This window comes from Mesorhizobium comanense (genome assembly GCF_005503535.1).
Lineage (GTDB): Bacteria > Pseudomonadota > Alphaproteobacteria > Rhizobiales > Rhizobiaceae > Mesorhizobium > Mesorhizobium comanense.
The window spans coordinates 312,501-333,865 of the sequence record NZ_SCNN01000001.1 but is presented as its reverse complement, the minus strand read 5'-3'; the positions used below and the strand labels follow the sequence as shown (position 1 = coordinate 333,865).

Here is a 21,365-nt window from a genome sequence, read left to right as displayed (position 1 = left end):
GCAACGACGATGGGGAGGCGTGGATGCCTCTCCATCGTTTCCTGCCTCTCGGGAGCGGGATTCCGATGGCAGAAAAATCAAAATCTCAATATATGATATATCAAAGCGCGGAGACCTCGCCATGCCTTCCCTGATCAACTCCAAGGACCAGCTGCTGCGCGAACGCGCCGCGTCGGTCATTCCGGGCGGCATGTGGGGGCACATGTCCACGCGCTATCTCGGCTCGGCCTATCCGCAGTTCTTCGAGCGCGCCAACGGCTGCCGGGTCTGGGATGTCGACGGACGCGAATACATCGATCTGATGTGCAGCTGGGGGCCCAATATTCTCGGCCATCATCATCAGGCGGTCGAGGATGCAGCGGCGCGGCAGCGCGGCCTCGGCGACGCGATGAACGGGCCCGGCGAAGTTCTGGTCGAACTGGCCGAACTGCTGGTCGAGACCGTCGCCCATGCCGACTGGGCGATGCTTCAGAAGAACGGAACCGACGCCACCACCGCCTGCGTGACCATCGCCCGCGCCGGAACCGGGCGACGCAAGGTGCTGGTCGCGCGCGGCTCCTATCACGGTGCGGTGCCCTGGTGCTCGCCTTCGCTCGCCGGCGTCACGGCGGAGGATCGCGCGCACCTCATCCATTTCGACTATAATGACGTGGCCAGCCTGGAAGCCGCCGTGGAGCAGGCCGGTAGCGACCTTGCGGCGATCGTCGTCACCGCCTTTCGCCACGACATCGCCCGCGATCAGGAACTGCCGACATCAGCCTTCGCCAAGCGGGCGCGTGAACTCGCCACCGCAGCCGACGCGGCTCTGATCGTCGACGATGTCAGAGCCGGATTCCGCATCGATCTCGCGGGCAGCTGGCAGCCGCTCGGCGTGAAGCCGGACCTGTCGGCCTTCTCCAAGGCAATCGCCAATGGCTATCCGTTGGCCGCCATCACCGGCAACGACCGCTTCCGCGAGGCAGCGACCAAGGTCTATGTGACGGGCTCGTTCTGGTATGGTGCGGTTTCCATGGCGGCGGCGGTCGCCACCATCAGGACGCTGCGCGACACCAAGGCGATCGCCATCATGAATGCGGTTGGCGAGCGGTTGCGCTCGGGACTCGATGCGGCCGCGAAAAAGCATGGACTTTCGCTTCGCCAGACCGGTCCGGCATCGATGCCGATGGTGCTTTTCGATGGCGATGCGGAGTTCCGGAAAGCCGATGCGTTCTGTTCGGCCGCCTTGCGCGAGGGCGCCTATTTCCACCCCAAGCACAACATGTTCCTCAGCGCCGCGCACACGGCGAGGGATATCGACCTCGTGCTCCAGGCGGCCGATGCCGGCATGGCCGCCGCCGCGCAAGTGGCGTGAGGCCGCGACTGTGCGACGTGCTGCGAGGAATGGATCAGCCGGCCGCCGAGACGAGGCGGCCGTTCTGCGCCGCCGCGCGCAATTCCTCCGGCGTCACCGAACCATCGTTCAGCCGCTCCAGAACCTTGACCAGCAGGCGGCCGCCTTCGAGCATGTCCTGCTGGATGCCCTTGCGCACACCATTCTCGTCTCGGGCGCGCAGTGCGTCGAGAATGTCGAGATGGCGGTGGCGTCCGTCATAGGTCGGCCGTGCGTGCGGATACTGATAATTGACCAGCGGCCCGTTGCGCAGCCAGATGCCCTCGATGATGGCGAGCAACTCCGGCATGCCGGCGGCCTGGTATATCGAATGGTGGAATTCCCAATTGTCGCGAACGGCCTCGAACCAGCGGCCATTGTCCTCGTTGGCGATCAGCTTTTCGTGCACGTTTGCCAGACGATCGATCTCGCGCGGCTCGATGCGCGTGGTGGCGGCCGCGCCGGCCATGCCCTCGAGATGCAGGCGGATGCTGCGCAGCTCCAGATACTGGGCCAGAGACAACTGGGCGACGGTGATCGAGCGCCCGGCCTCCATCTCGAGGCCCTTCTCACGCACCAGCTGCATCAGCGCCTCGCGCACCGGCGTTTCGGAGACTTCGAGGCTGGCGGCGAGATCGCGGATCTTGAAGCGATGGCCGGGCCAGAAGCGGCCTTCCATCATGGCGCGGCGAAGTTCCTCGTAAACGCGGGTGGTGAGATTGTCGCGCGCGATCGGCGCGATGGAAGCAGTCACTGTCAGTCTCCGTCCTTGCGGCCGCGCCAGCGTCGTCCACGGCGCGCGGGCCGTGTATATGATATCACAAACAGTCTGACCACCGGCATCGGACGATGCGCAGGCATGAAACGGGCCGCATGACGATGTCGAAGCCTTCGCTTCTGTTCGGCGCCATCGCCGACGACCTGACCGGCGGCACCGAGCTGGCTTCCATGCTCGTGGCACGCGGCATTGCCACGGGTTGCACGGTCGGCCTGGAGGCGCCGATCCCGCCTGGCAAAAGGGCTCATGTTATCCTGCTCAAGACACGTGTCATCGCCGCCGCCGATGCGGTGCGGCAGGTTCTTACAGCCGCGGACCGGCTGGTCGAAGCCGGTGCGCGGCAGATCTTCTTCAAATACTGCGCGACATTCGATTCCACCCCCGCCGGCAATATCGGTCCTTGCGCGGAGGCTTTGCTGGAGCGGCTCGGCGGTGGCGTGACGCTGTTCACACCGGCGCTGTGCGAGACCGGCCGCACCGTCTACCAGGGCCACATGTTCGGCGGCGCGCAGTTGCTGGGCGAATCGCCGAAGCGCTTCGATCCGCTGACACCGATGACCGATTCCAACCTGGTGCGCGTGCTGCAGGCGCAGAGCAAAGGCAAGGCAGGGCTGGTGCCATGGCTCACCGTCGATGCCGGCCCCCAAGCGATCCGTGACGCCGTGCGGGAGAAAAGCGCGCGCGGCGAGACCCTGCTGGTCACCGACACGCTCCGCGAGCGCGACCTGGCGACGATCGCGCAAGCCGCCTTCGACCTGCCACTGATGACGGGCAACTCGTCCGTGGTGGCGCACCTGCCGCCAGCGTGGCTGGCGCACGGCATGCTGAGCGGCGACGACCTCGTTCCGGCCGGCCTGCCTGCTGTCGAGGGACCCGCGGCGGTGCTGGCGGGCAGCGTCGCCGACCGCACCATCGAACAGCTCGACCGGTTCGCACAGGACCATCCCCTGCTGACCATCGATCTCACCGGCGCCTTTGCCGGCCAAGATGTGGTGACGCAGGCACGCGCATTCGCCGAGCGCCATCTGCCCGATGCGATGATCGCTATCGCCACCACCGCCCCGCAATCGACGGTCGAGGCGCTTCAACAAGCGTATGGGCGTGATACGGTGGCCGCCAAAGCGGAAGAAATCCTGGCCGAAATTGCGGGCATGCTGGTGCGCGAATTCGGCGTACGGCGCCTGGTGGTCGCGGGCGGCGAGACGGCGGGCTCGGTGGTCAAGGCGCTCGGCATCGACCGCATCGCCATGGGCGCCTATGAGGGCCCCGGCCTGTCGCGCGCCGTCGCCGTCCTGCCCGGCCGACCCGGTGATCCGCTGGCGCTCATGCTCAAATCCGGAAAGCTCGGCGGTGCCGGCATTTTCGCCGACGTTCTTCAAGACATGACGCGGCCAGCCAGCACCGCTCCGGCAATCGCCACATGGCCGCCAGGGAAGGCCTCCAGAGGGACAGCATCGTGATGGACATGGAAATCGCCCGCGCGGCACTGATAGCGGCGACCGAGACACTGGACGCCAGCGGCATGAATGTCGGCACGACCGGCAATATCAGCGTGCGCACGAGGGACGGCATGCTGATCACGCCGACGGGAATCGCCACACGCGCCCTGCGGCCGGAGCAGATGGTGCCGATGCCGCTCGACGGCTCCTGGGACGCGCCGTTCAAGCCGTCGAGCGAGTGGGAGATGCACGCCGAAATCTACAAGGCTTTTCCGGACGCCGGCGCGGTGGTGCATGCTCATCCCGACCATTGCGTGGCGCTGTCATGCCTGCGCGAGCCGCTGCCGCTGTTCCACTACATGGTCGCTGGCTTCGGTGGCGACGACGTGCGCTGTTCGGACTACGCGCTGTTCGCGTCGAGCGACCTGGCCAAGGCGGCGGTCGCGGCGCTCAAGGACCGCACGGCCTGCCTGCTTGCCAATCACGGCATGATCGCCTTCGCCGGCGATCTCGACACGGCGCTCGTCCGCACCGTCAAGCTGGAGACGCTGGCGCGGCAATATCTGCTGGCACGCGGCGCCGGCACGCCGGTGCTGATCGGCGAAAGTGAACTCGCCGCTATTCGCGGACGCTACAAGACCTATGGGCAGCAGAAATGATTGGCGGCCAGCAAAAATAAGCCGACTTACTTCAGTTCACTCCACCTGCAGGTGCGATACAAACTTGGCGTTTAGGTAGCTCTCAAGCGCATCGGCGCCGCCCTCGGTGCCGTTGCCGGAATCGTTGATGCCGCCGAACGGCACCTCCGGCAAAGCCAGGCCATAATGGTTGATCGACACCATGCCGCTGGCGATACCCGACGACATCTTTGCCGCGTTGGCAGCCGATCGGGTGAAGCCGTAGGCGGCCAGCCCGTAGTTCAGCCGGTTGGCCTCGGCCAGCGCCTCGTCCAGCCCGCTCACCGGGGTCATCAGCGCCAGCGGACCGAACGGCTCCTCGTTCATGGCACGCGCATCCGTACCGACGTTGGACAGCACCGTCGGTTCGAAGAAATAGCCGGAATTGCCGATGCGCTTGCCGCCGGTGACGAGCTCGGCGCCCTTCTGCACGGCGTCATGGACAAGGTCTTCCATCGCCTGCACCCGGCGCGGATTGGCGAGCGGCCCCATCGTGGTTCCCTCGGCGAGGCCATCGCCCACCTTGATCTGGCGGGCCGCGTCGGTGAAACGGCCGACAAACTCGTCATAGACGGCATGGTCGACAAGAAAGCGCGTCGGCGCGACGCAGATCTGGCCGGCATTGCGGAATTTCGACGCTACCATCGAGCGTGCCGCGCGATCGAGGTCGGCATCAGGCAGGACGATGACGGGGGCGTGGCCGCCAAGCTCCATCGTCGCCCGCTTCATGTGCAGGCCCGCCAGTGACGCCAACTGCTTGCCGACGGGTGTCGAGCCGGTGAAGGAAATCTTGCGGATCACCGGATGCGGAATGAGATAGGCGGAGATTTCCGACGGGGTGCCGTAGACAAGATTGACGACGCCATCGGGCAAGCCGGCATCGACGAAGGCGCGCACCAGCTCGGCCGGCGAAGCCGCCGTCTCCTCCGGCCCCTTGACGATGATGGAACAGCCGGCGGCGAGCGCCGCCGACAGTTTGCGGACCGCCTGGTTGAGCGGGAAATTCCAGGGTGTGAAAGCAGCGACCGGGCCGACCGGCTCCTTGATCACCGACTGGCTGACGCCCTCCAGTCGCGCCGGCACGATACGGCCATAGGCACGGCGCGCCTCCTCGGCGAACCAGTCGATGATGTCGGCGGCGGCAAAAGCCTCCATACGCGATTCGGCGATCGGCTTTCCCTGTTCCAGCGTCATCAGCGTGGCGATGTGTTCGTTGCGCTCGCGCAGGATATTGGCGGCCTTGCGCATCAGCTTGGAGCGATCGAAGGGCGACACGCGCCGCCAGGTTTCAAAACCCTTTGCAGCGGCGGCGAGCGCCTCGTCGAGATCGTCCGTGCCGGCATGGGCGAGCGCCCCTAGCTCGGCTTCCGTTGCCGGATTGATGACGGGCATGGTCCGCCCGCCGCGTGCCGGGCGCCACGCGCCGTCGATGTGGAGGAGAACGTCGGGATACATGGCAGGCTCCGTGAAGGTCAGGCGGAAACAGGTCCGGCGGCAGGCGTGTAGACGCCGACGGCGCCAGACCCTACCAGGTCGCGAATGCTGTCGGCGCTGTAGCCGAGGACCTCCGTCAGCACCGCTTCCGTGTCCTGGCCCAGCATTGGCGGCGCCGTGAAATCCGCCGTCAATTGCGCGGCCAACCCTTGAGCGGGGCGCACCATGGCGACGGTCCCGAGATGCGGGTGCGGCAGGGTCTGGACGAGGCCACGCTCGCGCACATTGGGGCTGTCGAAGACTTCCGGGATCGACTTCACCGTGCCCGCCGGCACGCTGGCCGCGGCGCAGGCCGCCATCCAGTGGTCGCGGGTCCGCGTCCTGAAGACATCGGCAAGCTGGGGGATCAAATCGCCCCGGTTCGTGGCGCGCGCGCCCGCCTTGATGAAGCGTGGGTCCTTGGCCAGATGCGGCAGGCCGACGACCTTTTCACAGAGTGCGGCGAACTGCCTGTCGTTGCCGACGGCCAGGGCGAACCGGCCATCCGAGGTCTCGAATATCTGGTAGGGCACGACCGTCGGATGAGCGTTGCCATACCGTGCGACTTCGCGGCCGGTGTTGAGATAACCACTGCCGACATTGATCAGGAGACTGAGCGCGCAATCGATGAGCGACAGGTCGAGGAACTGGCCCTTGCCGGTCGTCGTGCGTTCGAACAGCGCCGCCAGGATCGATTGCGTCGCCACCATGCCGCAGACGACGTCGGTGATGGCGACGCCGACGCGCATCGGCTCGCCATCGCTCTCGCCGGTGATGGCCATCAGGCCGCTTTCGGCCTGCATGACGAAGTCGTAGCCCGGTCGGCTGGCGTCGGGGCCAGTCTGGCCGTAACCGGAGATGGAACAGTAGACGAGACCGGGATTGGTGGCGCTGAGCTCGTTGTAGCCGACGCCCAGCCGGTCGGCGGTGCCGCCGCGAAAATTCTCGACGACGACATCGGCCTTCGCGGCGAGTTCGCGCACGATGGCCAGGCCTTGCGGGCTCTTCATGTCGAGCGCGATGCTCTGCTTGCCGCGATTGGCTGAGAGGTAATAGGTCGAGACGCCCTTGTAGCTCGGCACCGACCAGGCCCTGGTATCGTCGCCGCCATCGATGTTCTCGATCTTCCAAACCTCGGCGCCGAGATCGGCGAGGCTCATCGTCGCCCAGGGGCCGGCCAGCACGCGCGAGAGATCGAGCACCTTGATGCCCGCGAGCGGCAGTCGGTTGCGGCCTGCGATGCCGGCATCGTTGGAGCGGTCTTCGGTCACGATCAAATCCTTCATGCGCGGTTCGGCGTCGGCTTGCGGATGTCAGGCGGCCTTGAACGCGTTGACGGGTTCCGGGAAATGGCAGGCGACGCGATGCTTTTCGCCTGACGGTCCGAGCGGCGGTTCGACCGAGGCGCAGATTGCCTGCGCCTTGAAGCAACGGGTGCGGAAGCGGCAGCCCGACGGCGGGTTGAGCGGGCTCGGCACATCGCCCGACAGCACGATGCGCTCACGCTTGCGTTCCTTCTCGGGGTCGGCCAGCGGCACCGCCGACAAGAGCGCCTGCGTGTAGGGATGCAGCGAGCGGGAATAGAGTTCGGCCGCCGGCGCGATCTCGACGATCTTGCCGAGATACATCACCGCGACCTGATGCGAGATGTGGCGCACCACCGATAAGTCGTGAGCGATGAACAGGTAGGACGTGCCGAAGGACTGCTGGATGTCCTTCAGCAGATTGAGCACTCCGGCCTGTACCGACACGTCGAGCGCGGAAACCGGCTCATCGAGGATCACCACCTGCGGGTTGAGCGCGAGCGCGCGCGCAATGACGACACGCTGGCGCTGGCCGCCGGAGAGTTCGTGCGGATAGCGGCGGCCGTGCTCGGGATTGAGGCGCACGAGTTCGAGCAGTTCGGCGACACGGGCGCGGCGGTCTGCCCTGGACATGTCGCCGATGCGCAGCGGCTCGGCGATGTTGTCGGCAATGCGCATGCGCGGATGCAGCGAGCCATAGGGGTCCTGGAAGACGAGCTGGATGTAGCGCCGCATCTGGCGCATGTCCTCATGGTTCAGCGCCAGAAGGTTCTGGCCGCGGAACCAGCTTTCGCCGCTGGTCGGCTCGATCAGCCGCATCAGGCAGCGGCCGAGGGTCGACTTTCCGCAACCGGATTCACCGACAAGGCCGAGCGTCTCGCCCAGCGCGACATCGAAGGAGACATCGGCGACCGCTCGCACATGGGCAACCGCACGGTCGAAGACCAGGCCACCGCGGACCGGGAAGTCCTTGACGAGGTGACGAACCGAGAGCGCTGGCGCCTGGGTTGATGCCGGTTCTGTCTTGTGTTCGGCGGCCGGGCTCATGAGGTTAGGCTTCCAGTCTCAAGGCTCGCCGGCGCCAGCGAGGCGCCGTGGAACGGCGGCAGGGTTGTCGCGAAATGACAGGCGGAGAACCGGTCTCCCACATCGAGCAGCGGCGGGTCCTGCTCGCGGCAGCGCGCTTCGGCGTATATGCAGCGCGGATGAAAGGCGCAGCCGCCAGGCAAGCGGCCAAGGGCGGGCGGCGCCCCTTCGATCGAGAACAGCCGCTCGCGGCTTTCTTCCAGATTAGGGATCGAGGCGATGAGGCCGCGCGTGTAGGGATGGCGCGGATCGGCGAACAGTTGCGAGACGGTTGCCTGCTCGACGACGCGGCCGGAATAGACGACGGCGACGCGGTCGGCATGGCCGGCGACGACGCCGAGATCATGGGTGATCAGCACCAGGCCGAGGCCGAGACGTTCCTGCAACGAGCGCAGCACGCTCAGGATCTGCGCCTGGACCGTCACGTCGAGCGCCGTGGTCGGCTCGTCGGCGATCAGGAGATCGGGATCGTTGGCGACCGCCATGGCGATCACCGCGCGCTGGCGCATGCCGCCCGAGAATTCATGCGGATACTGGCTGACGCGGCGTTCCGGCTGCGGGATCGCGACCAGGGCGAGCAGTTCCACCGCGCGCGCCATGGCCTGCCTGTGGGTCAGGCGCTGATGCAGGCGGATCGCTTCGGCGATCTGGGCGCCGACCGTCATCACCGGATTGAGCGAGGACAACGGGTCCTGGAAGATCATGGCGATGCGCGAGCCCCTGATCTTGCGCATCGCGCGCGCCGGCTTGCCGACGAGTTCTTCGCCCTTGAAGCGGACCGAGCCCGTGACGACGGCGTTCTTGGAGGTCAGGCCAAGGGCGGCGAGCATGCCGACCGATTTGCCCGAGCCGGACTCGCCGACAATGCCGACCACCTCACCCTTGGCGACATCGAGGTCGATGCCGCGCACCGCCTCGAACTGGCTGCCGGCCTTGCGGAACCCGACCCGCAGGCCGCGTATGGACAGCAGCGGTTCGCCTGCGGCATCGATCGCGCCCGTGCGCGCTGAAGATAGCTGTGCGCTCATGGTCTAGTCCGACCTTGGATCGAGAATGTCGCGCAGGCCGTCGCCGATGAAGTTGAAGCCGAGCACGATGGTGAGAATGGCGACGCCCGGGCCGAAGGCGATCCACCATTGATAGAAATGCACCGCGCCATCGGAGATCATCGAGCCCCATTCGGGAGTCGGCGGCGTTGCGCCAAGGCCGATGAAGGAGAGCGAGGCGGCGAGCAGCACGACCTGGCCGAGGTCCATGGTGGCGCTGATCAGAACCGGCGTCCAGCAAAGCGGCAATATGTGCTTGAACAGAACACGGCTCGGGCGGGCGCCGGCCGCGATCGCCGCCTCGACATGCTCGCGCTCCTTCACCTCCAGCACCTGGGCCCGCATCAGCCGGGCGTAGACCGGCCACCAGACCAGCACCATGGCGATGGCCGCATTGCCGAGGCCCGGCCCAAGCGAGGCCGCGACGGCCATGGCGAGCAGCATTGGCGGAAAGGACAGGGTGACGTCGACAAGCCGCATGATCGCCGCACCGGTGAAGCCGCCGACGAAGCCGGAGATGGCGCCGAGCAGCGAGCCGATGACAACGGCCGACACGACGACCAGAACGGCGATCGGCAGCGAATGGGCCGCGCCGTGCAAGGTGCGGGCCAGCACATCGCGGCCGAGCGCGTCGGTGCCCAGCCAATGCGTCCAGCTCGGCGGCTGCAGACGGCGGCCGACCATTTCGAGCGGATCGAACTGCACCACCAGATTGGCGAACAGCGTCATGAACAGCCAGAACAGGATGACGACCGTGCCGATGACGAGCGGTGCGGTGAGCCATTCGGGGATAGCAGCGGAACGGGACTTGGTGACGACGGCCGACATCAACTCAGCCTCACGCGCGGGTTGGCCACGACATAGAGGATGTCGGTGATGAGATTGGTGACCAGGAAGGCCAGGCCGCCGACGATGGTGACGCCGATGATGGCGGGGAAGTCGAGCGCGCGTGCCGCCTCGACCGCATAGGAGCCCATGCCCGGCCAGGAGAAGATGGTCTCGGTCAGCACCGCGCCGGTGATGAGATAGGCGAAGGAATAGCCGATGACGGTGAGCGTCGGCACCATCGTGTTGCGTAGCGCATGGACGATGACGACGCGGAATTCGCTGGCCCCTTTGGCGCGCGCCGTGAGCACGAATTCGCGGCTCATCACGTCGAGCATATTGGCGCGCACCAGGCGCGAGATCGTGCCCGAGACCGTCCAGCCGAGCACGAAGGCCGGCAACAGCAGATGCCACAGCGCGTCCTTGAAGACGGCGAGATTGCCAGCCAGCAGTGAATCGATGGTGAGGAAGCCGGTGACGCCGGGCGGCAGCGGTAGACGCGCATCCAGGCGGCCCGGGCCTGGAAGCCAGTTCAAGACCACCGAGAAAATGAAAAGCAGGCCGAGCCCCGACCAGAATACCGGCAGCGATGACCCGAACAGGGCGAACAGCCGTGCGCCATGGTCGATCAGGCTGTTGCGGAAATAGGCGGCGAGCACGCCGAGCACGATGCCAAGCGTGGTGCCGAAGATCATGGCGGCGAAGACCAGTTCGAGCGTTGCCGGCAGGCGGTACAGAATGTCGGTGCCGACATTGCGCTTGGTGATGAAGGATGTGCCGAGATCACCGCTCATGAGATTGCCAAGATATATCATATAGCGTTCCGGCAAGGGACGATCCAAACCCCAGCGGGCCTTGGCGGCGGCGACCACTTCGGGGTTGCTCATCTGCTGTTCAGCTACGATGGCGGTCAGCGGATCGCCCTTCGTCACCGTGGTGATCAGGAAGGCGATGGTGACGATGCCGAGCACCAGGAACGGCATTGCGATAAGCCGGCGCAAAATATAGCGGGACACGTGGCTACCTTCACAAGGACGGGCTTCGTATGATGGCACAGGGCGCAGCGACATACCATCAAGGCAAACATATTGACAGGCTGGGAAAGCCGCTGTCAATATAAATGGAATTTAATTTCATTTTTGAATGAACGGCGCCGGTGACACCGGCCCGAGCGGCGGATCCGTCCGCCAGAAAGACCGCCAGCGTGCGCAAGAGAGCGACAAGGGACGAGACGGACCTCGACGGCGAAGGCGGGCAACTTTCGTCCTCGCTGGTGCGCGGGCTTGGTATATTGCGCGCCTTCCGGCCGGGTGATGCCTCGCTCGGCAATCAGGACATCATCGCCCGCACCGGCCTGCCGAAAGCGACGGTTTCACGCATCACCTATACGCTGAGCGCGCTCGGCTACCTCCTCTACGACAAGGAGCTCGGGCGCTACAGCCTCGGCCCTGCAACGGTGGCGCTCGGCTATTCGGCCCTGAGCTCCAGCGCCGTCGTCCACATCGCCCGTCCACTGATGCAGCCGCTCGCGGACCTCACCGGCGCGGCGGTGGCGATCGGCACGCGCGACAGCCTCAACATGGTTTATCTCGCCAACTGCCGGTCGGAGAGCCTTGTCACGCTGCGCCTCAACCCCGGCTCCCATCTGCCTATCTGGAAGACCTCGATGGGGCTTGCCTATGCGGCGGGGCTTGCGCCCGAGGAACGGGCGAGCCTCGTGCGGGCGTTGCAGGAGGCGGAACCGGACAAGGCTGAAGCGATCTCCGCGGCGATCGAGGACGCGATCGCCCAGCACGCGAGGCTCGGCTATGTGACGTCGTTCGGGGCGTGGCACAGCTATATCCACGCGGTCGGCGTGCCCTTCCGCCCGCGCGACGGTTCGCCGCTGGTCGCCATCACCTGCGGCGGCATCGGCGAGATCATCACCGAGCAACGCGCTCATACCGAAATCGGGCCGGCGCTGGTGGCAATGGTGGAAGCGCTGCGACGTCAACTCGAAGGCGAACCGGCATAGGGCTTGCCGGCATTGGCCCAGACGATCCGGCACCATGCCGGCTTGAACTCGGCCGGCGCCACCCGCAAAATCCCAGGGAATGTTCGGCCGCCGCACAGGGCGCCACAGCCGGTAATGGACGGAGAGAACGGATGCCGATGAACTTCGCGGGACGCTTCGCCGGCCGATCGGCCGTCATCACCGGCGGCGCCTCGGGCATCGGCCTCGCGGTCGCCCAGAGAATCTCCGAAGAAGGCGGACGTGTCAGCGTCTGGGATCGCGACCCCGCCCAGATCGAGCAGGCAAAGGCCCTCTTGCCAGAGCTGCACGGCGTGACGGTGGATGTCGCCGATGCAGCAAGTGTGGATGGTGCCGCACGATCCACCATCGACGCTCTTGGCGGTGTCGACATCCTTGTCACCAGCGCCGCCATCACCGGGCCGAACATGACCACATGGGCCTATCCGGCCGAGGATTGGCAAAGGGTCATCGACATCAACATCAACGGCGTCTTCCACTGCAACAAGGCGCTGGTGCCGCACATGCTCGAGCGCAACTACGGGCGCATCGTCAACATCGCGTCGATCGCCGGCAAGGAAGGCAATCCCAACGCGTCGGCCTACAGCACGTCCAAGGCCGCCGTGATCGGCCTGACCAAGTCCCTCGGCAAGGAACTGGCCAAGACGAAGGTGACGGTGAATTGCGTGACCCCGGCGGCCGTACGCACCGCCATCTTCAAGCAGATGAGCCAGGAGCATATCGACTTCATGCTCTCAAAGATCCCGATGGCGCGCTTCGGCGAAGTCGACGAGGTCGCCGCGCTGATCTGCTGGATCGCCTCTGAGGAATGCTCCTTCACGACCGCCGCCGTCTTCGACGTTTCGGGCGGCCGCGCCACCTATTGACGGCAACTACAAATCCGCGTGAGAAGGCAACGAACAAGGCCGTACTGCGTATAAGTGGCCATGCAAAGCGTACAGCCTGCGACGAAGCCACCATGCGATCCCACGAGCGCGGTATTTTACTGCGATCTCGGCATCCGGGGCGAAGACTTCCCGCATTTCTGGGAACATACAGTCGGCAGCGGCCATGCGACGCTGGCTTTGCGTGCCGACTGGCAGGCGCAGATGCGGCGCGCCCATGACGAACTCGGCTTTCGCCACGTCCGTTTCCACGGCCTGCTCGATGACGACATGGGCACGCTCATCGATCAGGACGACCAGCCGCTCTACTCGTTCTTCAATGCCGACCAGATCTTCGATTTCCTGCTGTCGATCGGCATGCGGCCCTTTGTCGAACTGAGTTTCATGCCGACGATGCTGTCATCTTCGGGGCAGATCATCTTCCACTACCGTGCCAATGTCAGCGCGCCGAAGGACTATGGCCAGTGGTCCACCCTCATTGCCAAGCTTGTTGGCCATTGGGTCGACCGCTACGGCCTGGAGGAAGTGCGCCAATGGTTCTTCGAGGTGTGGAACGAGCCCAACCTCGAGGCGTTCGGCAGCGGCAAGCAGGAGGACTATTTCAGGCTCTATGCCGCTACGGCGAAGGCGATCAAATCCGTCGACACGCGGTTGCAGGTCGGCGGGCCGGCCACCGCCGCCAATGCCTGGATCGATGATTTTATTGCCCATTGCGGGCAGAACAGCCTGCCAGCCGATTTCATCAGCACGCATCATTATCCGACCGATGCCTTCGGCAAACCAGGCGACGACACCGAGACCCAGCTTTCTGAAAGCACGCGAAGCGTGTTGCGGGAGGAGGCGCGCACCGCACGCCGGCAGGCCGGCGACCGTCCGCTCTACTACACCGAATGGTGCACGTCCTCGAACCCGCGCGATCCCCTGCATGACGAGCCCTATGCCGCCGCCTTCATCGTCAAGACGGTGATGGAGGCGAGAGGACTGGTCGATGGCTACAGCTACTGGACCTTCTCGGATATTTTCGAGGAGAACTATTTTCCTTCAGTGCCCTTCCACGGCGGCTTCGGTCTGATGAACCTTCACGGCATCGCCAAACCGGCCTACCGTGCCTTTGAAATGCTGCATCGACTTGGAGGGGAAATCCTGCGCATGGACGGCAACCATCCGACCGTCGACAGCTGGTGCGTCCGCGACGGGAATTCGCTGACCGTGCTGATTTCCAACTTCGCCTTGCCGCGTCATCCGGTCGTGGACGAAACCGTCCATATCGAACTCGCGAACGCTCTAAGGCCCGCCGCCGCCATCATCCGGCGGATCGATGCGGGAAGCGCCAACGCCAAGGCGCTGTGGGCGACGATGGGAAAGCCCGACTATCTCAGTCCGGCAATGGTCGAACAATTGCATGCGGCTTCTGAAATGCCGACGCGGGAACAACCGGTCGCCTGGCGTGATGGCGCCCTCGTATTCGATGTGAGCGTGCCGCCATTGGGGGTCGCTTCCGTGACGCTGGAGTTTGCATCGCTTGCCTGAAGCACAACCTGCCGCGCTGTCCGACGACGAGCTTCTGGACCGCTATCAGCGCGCCGCCTTCGGTTATTTCCTGGAGACGGTGAACCCCGACAACGGACTTGTCGCCGATACGTCGCGGCCGAATTCGCCGGCCAGCATCGCCGTCGTCGGTTTCGCATTGTCCTGCTACCCGATCGGCGTCGAGCGCGGCTGGATGACGCGTGAAGCCGCGGCCGGGCTGACGCTCGCGGCGTTGCGCTTCTTCACCGCCAGCCCGCAGGGCCGCGGCGACGACGTTACCGGCCACAAGGGTTTCTACTATCATTTCCTCGACATGCGCACGGGCCTGCGGGTCTGGCGCTGCGAACTGTCGATGGTGGACACGGCGCTGCTGATGGCGGGCGTGCTCCTGGCAGGCTCATTTTTCTCGAATGACGACCCGCAGGAGGCAGAAATCAGACAGCTGGCCGACGCGCTCTACCGGCGTGTCGACTGGCGGTGGGCGCAGGGCAGCACGCCCACGCTGCGGCAGGGCTGGAAGCCCAGAAGCGGCTTCCTGCACTATGGTTGGGAAGGCTACAACGAGGCGACCATCCTCTACGTGCTGTCGATGGCCTCGCCCGACAGCCCGACTTCGGACGACAGCTACGAGGCCTGGACGGCAACCTACCAATGGGAAAACATCTACGGCCATGACGTGCTCTATGGCGGGCCGCTGTTCATGCACCAGTTCTCGCATGCGTGGATCGATTTCGCCGGCATCCGCGACGCCTTCATGCGCGAGAAGAATTCGGACTATTTCGAAAACAGCCGGCGTTCGACCTACCTGCACCGCGACTATGCCCGCCATAACCCTTATGGCTTTGACGGCTATGGCGAGAACCTGTGGGGCCTTTCGGCGGGGGATGGACCGGGTGGCTTCCGGGCCAGCGTGCAGCAGCGGCGGCACCGGTTTTCAGGTTATGCGGCGCGCGGCGCGCCATTCGGGCCTGATGACGGGACGATCGCGCCGTGGTCCTATCCCGCATCCCTGCCGTTCGCGCCTGATATCTGCCTGGCGGCGCTGCGCCATATCGGCGAGCGCTATCCCGAAGTGATCGACAATTTCCGGCTGCCGAGCGGCTTCAATCCGACCTTGGCCAACCGGCGGAAATTCGGCCGCAACGGCTGGGTGTCGGAAGGCTATTACGGGCTGGACCAGGGCATCACCGTGATGATGATCGAGAACCATCGCTCGCGGCTGATCTGGGATCTGATGCGATCCAATCCGCATATTCGTCGCGGTCTGACCAAAGCGGGTTTCAGCGGCGGATGGCTGTCACAGCCGGCAAGCTCCGCGGAAGGGGAGCGCGATGTCGCGTGAACGGACAAAGGCCGCCGTCTTCCCTGTCGACCGCAGCGACGCCGGACTGATCCGGAGCGCACATCCGCCACACTGGAAGAACCCGGAACCGGACGGTCCCTACAATCTGATCGTCATCGGCGCCGGGCCGGCCGGGCTGACCGCTGCGCGTGACGCGGCAAGCCTCGGCGCAAGGGTTGCTCTTATCGAACGCGGGCTGATCGGCGGCGCGTGCGTCAATGTCGGCGGCATCCCGTCCAAGTCGATCATCCGAACCGCCAGGCTCTATGCCGACATGCGCGATGCCGAGAATTTCGGCGGCGACACGCCGCAGCATCTGCGCGTCGACTTCGAGCGGGCCATGATGCGGATGCGGCAGATCCGCCAACGAATCAGCCGCGCCGATTCGGCCGAGAGAATAGCGGCCGAGGGCATCGACCTCTATTTCGGCGAGGCGCGCTTCGGCGGACCGGACACGGTCGTGGTCGGCGGCAAGACGCTGCTTTTCAGGAAGGCACTGATTGCGACTGGGGCGCATGCGAGCGGGCCGGCGATCCCCGGCCTGGCCGAGGCCGGCTATCTCGACAATGAGAGCATGTTCAACCTGATAAAATGCCCGCCACGGCTCCTCGTCATCGGCGGCGGTCCGCTTGGCTGCGAGACGGCCCAGGCCTTCTGCCTGCTCGGCGCGAAAGTCATCCTGGCGCAGAGCGATCCGATGTTCCTGCCCGGCGAGGAACGTGACGCCGCGCAGATCCTTTCGGACGCGCTGGCGCGCGAAGGGGTCGAGGTGCGGCTGAACACCGAAGTGGTGGCGGTGCGGGCAGAGAACGGCAAGAAGCTCGCCGACCTGCTGCGGGACGGCGACACGACGACGATTTCCGTCGACGAGATCATCACCGGCGTCGGCCGCTCGCCCAATGTCGGGGGTCTCGGCCTGGAAGAGGCCGGGGTGGCCTATGACGCCTCGGGCATCCAGGTCGACGACCACCTCAGAACCACGAATCCGCACATCTACGCGGCGGGCGATGTATGCCTGGAATACAAGTTCACCCACACCGCGGAAGCGACAGCCCGCATTGTCGTGCGCAACGCCCTGTTTCGCGGTCGCGAAAGGCTGAGCGACCTCGTTATCCCCTGGTGCACCTACACCGATCCGGAGATTGCCCATGTCGGCCTTTACCCGATCGAGGCACGCCGCAACGGCATTCCGGTCAAGACCTACACGGTGCTGATGCATGATGTCGCCCGTGCCGTGATGGACGGCGAGGAGGAGGGTTTCGTCAAGATCCATGTCAGGGAAGGATCCGACCGCATCCTAGGTGCGACGGTCGTCGCCAGCCATGCCGGCGAGATGATCAACGCGGTGACACTCGCCATCAGGTCGGGCATGGGACTGCACGCTCTGGCCGATGTCATTCATCCTTTCCCGACGCAGGCGCAGGGCATCAAGATGGCGGGCGATGCCTACAGGCGAACGCGGCTCACGTCGCTGCGCCGGCGCCTGGCGGCGCGCTGGCTGGCCTGGTCCAGGCGATAGGCGTAGCGGTGAGACCCTGGCGGCCAAGGTTCTGGCCGGCCCGCAAAACGGCACTCCTGATATCCACAGACAATCAAGCGCTTGACGAAAGCGCCGTTCAGCTAAACAAGTCGAAGCTGATTTCTGTGGCTTTCGGGGGGCCTCGTGAATGCCGTCTGGGATTGAGCCTGCGCCGCGGCTCGGACACGCGCTTTGAACAGCACTGGGGTGCAACCTGATGTCGCCATGCCGGCTTTCGACGGCGAACGGCGCGTGCTTGTCGTATCGCATGACCCGGCGTTTCCGCCGATCTCCGGCGCGGACCTGAGAAACCACCGCAATGCCGTGGCGGCGGCAGGCTTCGGACCAGTCCGCCTGGTCTCCGTGCTGCCGCGGGCCGGCCCCGCTGATCTGCCCGACCCGATGATCCGCACCGAGGCGCTGTCGATCGAGGGCGAGGCCCGGACGGCATCAATCGGGTGGTGGCGCATAAGAGCCGAACATCGCATTTCACGCTCCGCCCTGGCACGGCTGAAGGCCATCGTTGGGGACTTCAAGCCTGATACCGTCGTGATCGAGGGGATCGGCCTGTTCAAGCTGCTGCGGCCTTTGCGGCCGCTGGTCAGGCAACTCATCCTGGACATGCACAATGTCGAGTCTGACCTGGCTCATCAGATGGGCCACGGCCAACCGAAGAAATCACGGCTGGCGGCGTTCCGCGCGTCGATTGGCATCTGGCGCCTGGAGAGAAAGGCGCTCGCGCTTGTCGACAGGGTTTGGGTCTGCTCGGGTGAGGATCGCGAGAAACTGCCGAAGGGTTCCCGGCACCAGGTGCCGATCGATGTCATTCCCAACGGAATTCCCAACGCCGCGGACATTCCAAGGCTGCTGCCCGCCGAAGCCGCAGCCGATGATGGATTCCCGGTGATCCTGTTCATCGGCCACCTCGGCTATCCGCCGAATGTCGATGCCGCCCAGCGATTGGCCCATGCCATAGTGCCCCGCATACGGCGCGCGTTGCCCGGCGCGCGGCTTGTCCTGGCCGGGCGCGATCCGAAGGCTGGCGTGCGCGCCCTGGCCGAATTGCCCTATGTCGAGCTTGTCGAAAGCCCCGACAGCGTGGCGCCGCTTCTGTCCGGTGCGCATCTGAGCATCGTTCCGCTCAGCGCGGGCGGCGGCACGCGCATCAAGATCCTGGAGGCGATGGCCTGGGGCGTTCCAGTGGTCGCTACACCGCTTGCCGCCGAGGGGCTGGGCCTGGTCGAGGGCGACGAGGTGCTCCTGTCGCCAAACGACGAAGGCCTGGCCGACATGGCGATCGGATTGTGTCTCGATGCCGAAAGCAGGGCAAGGCAGCGCATGCATGCGCATCAAGCCGCATGGGCAAGGTTTGGTCCGCAGGCTGTCCGCGATGCCGTTCGCGCCGGGCTTGGATTGGACAAAGACACAGGCAACACCCCGTCATCTCCTTCCGCAGCGAGCCGCCAATGATCCCGCCGATCCTGCACCAGACATGGAAGACCGACAGCGTCCCGGCCCGTTTCCAGGCCTATGCCGACAGCTGGAAGCGACACAATCCGCACTGGACGACGATGTTCTGGAGCGACCGGATGCTGCTCGAATTCGTGGCCGAGCACTACCCCGATTTCCTGCCGATGTTCTGCAGCTACACGAACGGCGTGCAGCGGTCGGACGCGGCGCGCTACATGCTGCTGCACCATTTTGGCGGCGTCTATGCCGACATCGACTGCGAATGCGTCGCGCCTTTCGAACCGATCATGGGCGAAAGCCGCGTCGTGCTGTGCAAGGAGCCGGCTTCGCACGCGGCGGTCCAGGCGGATTTCCGGGGCCTGCCCTACCTCTTGTTCAACGGCACCATGGCAAGCCCGCCCGGCCATCCGTTCTGGCTTCATCTGCTGTCGATGATGCCTGGGCTCGCCGCCGCCAAGGACGTCCTCGACGCGACCGGCCCTTGCCTTCTGACCTCCGCCCAGCGCGGCTATGCCGATCAGGCCGCTTTTGCCATCCATCCTTCCGGCCTGTTCGCGCCGGTCACGTCGGCCGGCGGCACGGAGCGCGCGACCGGCGACGAAACAACGCCGCTTTCGGTCCATCACTGGGCCGGCACCTGGTGGACCCCGCAGCCACCGCCGACATTGTGGACCAAGCTGCGTAACCGGGCCTACCGGCTCCGCTATCGCCTGACACGCGGCACATATCTGGACGAGAGCGAGGCCAAGGCCGGTATCGACAAGACCGTTCTGTCGGCACCGCATCCTCAAGGCCGCAACATTGCCGTCCTGGTGCCGCTTCGGGATGCCGCCGATCTCATCCAGCCCTTCCTCGACGCGCTCGACGGGCTCGACTACCCCAAGGACAGGATCAAGCTGGTCTTCTGTGAAGGCGACAGCCTGGACGGGAGCTGGGAGAGGCTGCAGGCGGCAACCGAGAAATTAGCCGGCAAATATCGTGACATCGTCTTGCTCCGCAGAGAGGTCGGCACGACTCTCGACAGGGCAAAACGGGCGAAGCCGAGGATGCAGCGCGTCAGGCGCGGCGCGATCGCCAAGGTTCGAAATTACCTGATCGACCACGGCCTCAAAGAGGATGACGATTGGGCGCTGTGGATCGACATCGACGTCTGGCGCTTTCCGCACGACGTGCTGAACCGGCTGATCGCCGCGGGACACCGCATCGTGGTGCCCAATTGCGTGAAGATTGCCAATGGCGGCAGTTTCGACCTCAACAGCTTCATCATCAGAGGGCAGGCGCGGGATTATCGCTATTACCGTGACATACGCGGCGGCCTCCACCAGCCTCCCGCGCAGACGCCGAACCGGTATCACCTCAGCGATGTCCGGCATCTCGACATTGTCGGGCTCGACGCGGTCGGCGGAACCATGCTGCTGGTCGATGCCGCCCTGCATCGCGGCGGCCTTCGTTTCCCCGAGATCCCCTACCGCGACCTGATCGAGACCGAAGCCTTCGGCTTGCTGGCCAATGACCTCGGCATCAGGCCGGTCGGATTACCGAAGCTGGAGATCCTGCACGTCCCGTGGTGAAAGCGCGGCCTGCCGGAGTTCCTGCCTGAGGGGCTCAAGATAGGTTTGCGGGCGCAGACGCTCCCAGATGTAGTTCCGATCCGTCAGGTGCGCGACCTGCCTGATCCAGCGCGCCGGCGCCTCGGGGTCGCGCGCCTCGTGCCAGTCGTCGACGATGATGACAGGCAGGCCTTCGTACAGAGGATCAAGCGGCGAGGTCCTGGTCACCACGATACAGCCGAGATAAAGCAGCTCCCACGTCCGATGGCAGTCGAGGCCGTTCCCCACGGTGGAAAGCACGAGCGGATACTGCGAATACAACTCCCAGATCTCGCGCTGAGACACTCGTTTTTGCAGGAAATCGACATGGGGGCATGCATCCAGCGCGTCAAGCAGCTCCCGACGCTGGCGCGAGCCTTTGCTGACGCTGAAATCGCAGAAGATCCTGGGTGGACGACGATCCGCATTACCCTGCCGCTCGCGCAGGATTTCCAATTGTGCGACCAGTGCGGCGGGCGTCGTCAGGGAGCGTGGCGTATGCAGATCCAGCCCGATCGGGAACGGCTTGATCCTGGGATGGCTTCCGTCGCAATTCTGGCTGTACCAGGCCACCAGATAAGGACTGGCCAGAAGCCGCTCGACAGTGTCCTTCGACAGATCCGAGGGCACGGAGGCATCACCGTCGGTCGTCAGCAGGATGAACGGAGCGTTGATCGTCGGAAGGGCAATCCTGGCGAAGGTGTCGAGATCACAAGATTGCGGGTTCCGCGCCAGCGTGCTGAGCCGCACCCAGACAATGCCGTGAGCGGCACCATAGTGTTTCCGGAAGAAGGCGTCACTCCGGGTCGATTCGGTCGGCGCGCAGCGATACCAGTCGGGCCCGGCGAAATCGCAGAAATGACCGATCCCTTGCGACCACAGCACGGGGGGGACGTCGAGAAACCTCAGCGTCTTGGAATAAACGGCCTTTTTGATTTTTGTCCGCCAGCGCGACATACCCATGGGCAACGGTTAGCCCGGACACCGGCACCCGCGCAACAT

At 65.1% G+C, this 21,365-nt stretch carries 18 protein-coding genes; 10 read left to right on the top strand and 8 right to left on the bottom strand.

Features of this window, described 5'->3' with window-relative positions; genetic code table 11:
• Nucleotides 1-121 precede the first annotated feature (121 nt).
• Nucleotides 122-1,351, top strand: coding sequence for an aminotransferase class III-fold pyridoxal phosphate-dependent enzyme (locus tag FFS37_RS01590; RefSeq protein WP_137929171.1), 1,230 nt, complete (start codon nt 122-124; stop codon nt 1,349-1,351).
• Nucleotides 1,352-1,385: 34 nt separating this feature from the next.
• On the opposite strand, the gene FFS37_RS01585 is transcribed toward FFS37_RS01590, so the two are convergent.
• Nucleotides 1,386-2,123 (bottom strand): GntR family transcriptional regulator, encoded by a 738-nt coding sequence (locus tag FFS37_RS01585; protein ID WP_137929170.1) that lies wholly within the window; start codon nt 2,121-2,123, stop codon nt 1,386-1,388.
• A gap of 119 nt (nt 2,124-2,242) precedes the next feature.
• Between FFS37_RS01585 and otnK the strand changes: the two genes are divergently transcribed.
• Together otnK and FFS37_RS01575 are read left to right on the top strand one after the other, a co-directional pair.
• On the top strand, nt 2,243-3,607 hold the full coding sequence (gene otnK / locus FFS37_RS01580; protein WP_137929169.1) for a 3-oxo-tetronate kinase: 1,365 nt from the start codon (nt 2,243-2,245) through the stop codon (nt 3,605-3,607).
• Nucleotides 3,607-4,245, top strand: coding sequence for a class II aldolase/adducin family protein (locus FFS37_RS01575; protein WP_137929706.1), 639 nt, complete (start codon nt 3,607-3,609; stop codon nt 4,243-4,245). Before otnK ends, FFS37_RS01575 begins: the two co-directional genes overlap by 1 nt.
• Before the next feature lie 36 nt (nt 4,246-4,281).
• Here the strand turns inward: FFS37_RS01575 and FFS37_RS01570 are convergent, their stop codons facing one another.
• The 6 genes from FFS37_RS01570 to FFS37_RS01545 are packed head-to-tail and all read right to left on the bottom strand — an operon-like array spanning nt 4,282 to nt 11,013.
• On the bottom strand, nt 4,282-5,718 hold the full coding sequence (locus FFS37_RS01570; protein ID WP_137929168.1) for an NAD-dependent succinate-semialdehyde dehydrogenase: 1,437 nt from the start codon (nt 5,716-5,718) through the stop codon (nt 4,282-4,284).
• 17 nt (nt 5,719-5,735) lie between these two features.
• Nucleotides 5,736-7,022 carry a CaiB/BaiF CoA transferase family protein gene (locus FFS37_RS01565; RefSeq protein WP_171026138.1) on the bottom strand — a complete coding sequence of 429 codons (1,287 nt, stop codon included), beginning with the start codon at nt 7,020-7,022 and terminating at the stop codon, nt 5,736-5,738.
• Between the two features lie 27 nt (nt 7,023-7,049).
• Nucleotides 7,050-8,087 (bottom strand): ABC transporter ATP-binding protein, encoded by a 1,038-nt coding sequence (locus FFS37_RS01560; protein WP_137929167.1) that lies wholly within the window; start codon nt 8,085-8,087, stop codon nt 7,050-7,052.
• The gene (locus FFS37_RS01555; protein WP_137929166.1) at nt 8,084-9,154 is read right to left on the bottom strand and encodes an ABC transporter ATP-binding protein; all 1,071 of its coding nucleotides are present in this window, start codon (nt 9,152-9,154) and stop codon (nt 8,084-8,086) included. Before FFS37_RS01555 ends, FFS37_RS01560 begins: the two co-directional genes overlap by 4 nt.
• Before the next feature lie 3 nt (nt 9,155-9,157).
• Complete coding sequence (locus tag FFS37_RS01550) at nt 9,158-10,000, bottom strand: ABC transporter permease (protein ID WP_137929165.1); 843 nt, start codon at nt 9,998-10,000, stop codon at nt 9,158-9,160.
• Nucleotides 10,000-11,013: an ABC transporter permease gene (locus tag FFS37_RS01545; RefSeq protein WP_137929164.1), complete on the bottom strand. Its 1,014-nt coding sequence runs from the start codon at nt 11,011-11,013 to the stop codon at nt 10,000-10,002. The genes FFS37_RS01550 and FFS37_RS01545 overlap by 1 nt, the downstream gene beginning before the upstream one ends.
• 188 nt (nt 11,014-11,201) lie before the next feature.
• Between FFS37_RS01545 and FFS37_RS01540 the strand changes: the two genes are divergently transcribed.
• The 7 genes from FFS37_RS01540 (at nt 11,202) to FFS37_RS01510 (ending at nt 20,345) form a co-directional block, all read left to right on the top strand.
• The gene (locus FFS37_RS01540; protein ID WP_137929163.1) at nt 11,202-12,011 is read left to right on the top strand and encodes an IclR family transcriptional regulator; all 810 of its coding nucleotides are present in this window, start codon (nt 11,202-11,204) and stop codon (nt 12,009-12,011) included.
• Nucleotides 12,012-12,142: 131 nt separating this feature from the next.
• Nucleotides 12,143-12,895, top strand: coding sequence for an SDR family NAD(P)-dependent oxidoreductase (locus tag FFS37_RS01535; RefSeq protein ID WP_137929162.1), 753 nt, complete (start codon nt 12,143-12,145; stop codon nt 12,893-12,895).
• A gap of 60 nt (nt 12,896-12,955) precedes the next feature.
• Complete coding sequence (locus FFS37_RS01530; protein WP_137929161.1) at nt 12,956-14,443, top strand: GH39 family glycosyl hydrolase; 1,488 nt, start codon at nt 12,956-12,958, stop codon at nt 14,441-14,443.
• Nucleotides 14,436-15,785 (top strand): glucoamylase family protein, encoded by a 1,350-nt coding sequence (locus tag FFS37_RS01525; protein WP_137929160.1) that lies wholly within the window; start codon nt 14,436-14,438, stop codon nt 15,783-15,785. Before FFS37_RS01530 ends, FFS37_RS01525 begins: the two co-directional genes overlap by 8 nt.
• Complete coding sequence (locus tag FFS37_RS01520; protein ID WP_137929159.1) at nt 15,775-17,304, top strand: mercuric reductase; 1,530 nt, start codon at nt 15,775-15,777, stop codon at nt 17,302-17,304. The genes FFS37_RS01525 and FFS37_RS01520 overlap by 11 nt, the downstream gene beginning before the upstream one ends.
• Nucleotides 17,305-17,496: 192 nt before the next feature.
• Nucleotides 17,497-18,774 (top strand): glycosyltransferase family 4 protein, encoded by a 1,278-nt coding sequence (locus tag FFS37_RS01515; RefSeq protein ID WP_232375550.1) that lies wholly within the window; start codon nt 17,497-17,499, stop codon nt 18,772-18,774.
• On the top strand, nt 18,771-20,345 hold the full coding sequence (locus FFS37_RS01510; RefSeq protein WP_137929158.1) for a glycosyltransferase: 1,575 nt from the start codon (nt 18,771-18,773) through the stop codon (nt 20,343-20,345). The genes FFS37_RS01515 and FFS37_RS01510 overlap by 4 nt, the downstream gene beginning before the upstream one ends.
• On the opposite strand, the gene FFS37_RS01505 is transcribed toward FFS37_RS01510, so the two are convergent.
• Nucleotides 20,310-21,326 (bottom strand): hypothetical protein, encoded by a 1,017-nt coding sequence (locus FFS37_RS01505; protein ID WP_171026137.1) that lies wholly within the window; start codon nt 21,324-21,326, stop codon nt 20,310-20,312. The genes FFS37_RS01510 and FFS37_RS01505 overlap by 36 nt on opposite strands.
• Nucleotides 21,327-21,365: the final 39 nt, after the last annotated feature.

Coding starts and splice junctions, on each gene's coding strand:
- FFS37_RS01550 (WP_137929165.1), bottom strand. CDS start 10,000: ATGTCGGCCGTCGTCACCAAGTCCCGTTCCGCTGCTATCCCCGAATGG.
- FFS37_RS01505 (WP_171026137.1), bottom strand. CDS start 21,326: ATGGGTATGTCGCGCTGGCGGACAAAAATCAAAAAGGCCGTTTATTCC.
- FFS37_RS01530 (WP_137929161.1), top strand. CDS start 12,956: ATGCAAAGCGTACAGCCTGCGACGAAGCCACCATGCGATCCCACGAGC.
- FFS37_RS01520 (WP_137929159.1), top strand. CDS start 15,775: ATGTCGCGTGAACGGACAAAGGCCGCCGTCTTCCCTGTCGACCGCAGC.
- FFS37_RS01560 (WP_137929167.1), bottom strand. CDS start 8,087: ATGAGCCCGGCCGCCGAACACAAGACAGAACCGGCATCAACCCAGGCG.
- FFS37_RS01555 (WP_137929166.1), bottom strand. CDS start 9,154: ATGAGCGCACAGCTATCTTCAGCGCGCACGGGCGCGATCGATGCCGCA.
- FFS37_RS01570 (WP_137929168.1), bottom strand. CDS start 5,718: ATGTATCCCGACGTTCTCCTCCACATCGACGGCGCGTGGCGCCCGGCA.
- FFS37_RS01535 (WP_137929162.1), top strand. CDS start 12,143: ATGCCGATGAACTTCGCGGGACGCTTCGCCGGCCGATCGGCCGTCATC.
- FFS37_RS01575 (WP_137929706.1), top strand. CDS start 3,607: ATGGACATGGAAATCGCCCGCGCGGCACTGATAGCGGCGACCGAGACA.
- otnK (WP_137929169.1), top strand. CDS start 2,243: ATGACGATGTCGAAGCCTTCGCTTCTGTTCGGCGCCATCGCCGACGAC.
- FFS37_RS01565 (WP_171026138.1), bottom strand. CDS start 7,022: ATGAAGGATTTGATCGTGACCGAAGACCGCTCCAACGATGCCGGCATC.
- FFS37_RS01590 (WP_137929171.1), top strand. CDS start 122: ATGCCTTCCCTGATCAACTCCAAGGACCAGCTGCTGCGCGAACGCGCC.
- FFS37_RS01510 (WP_137929158.1), top strand. CDS start 18,771: ATGATCCCGCCGATCCTGCACCAGACATGGAAGACCGACAGCGTCCCG.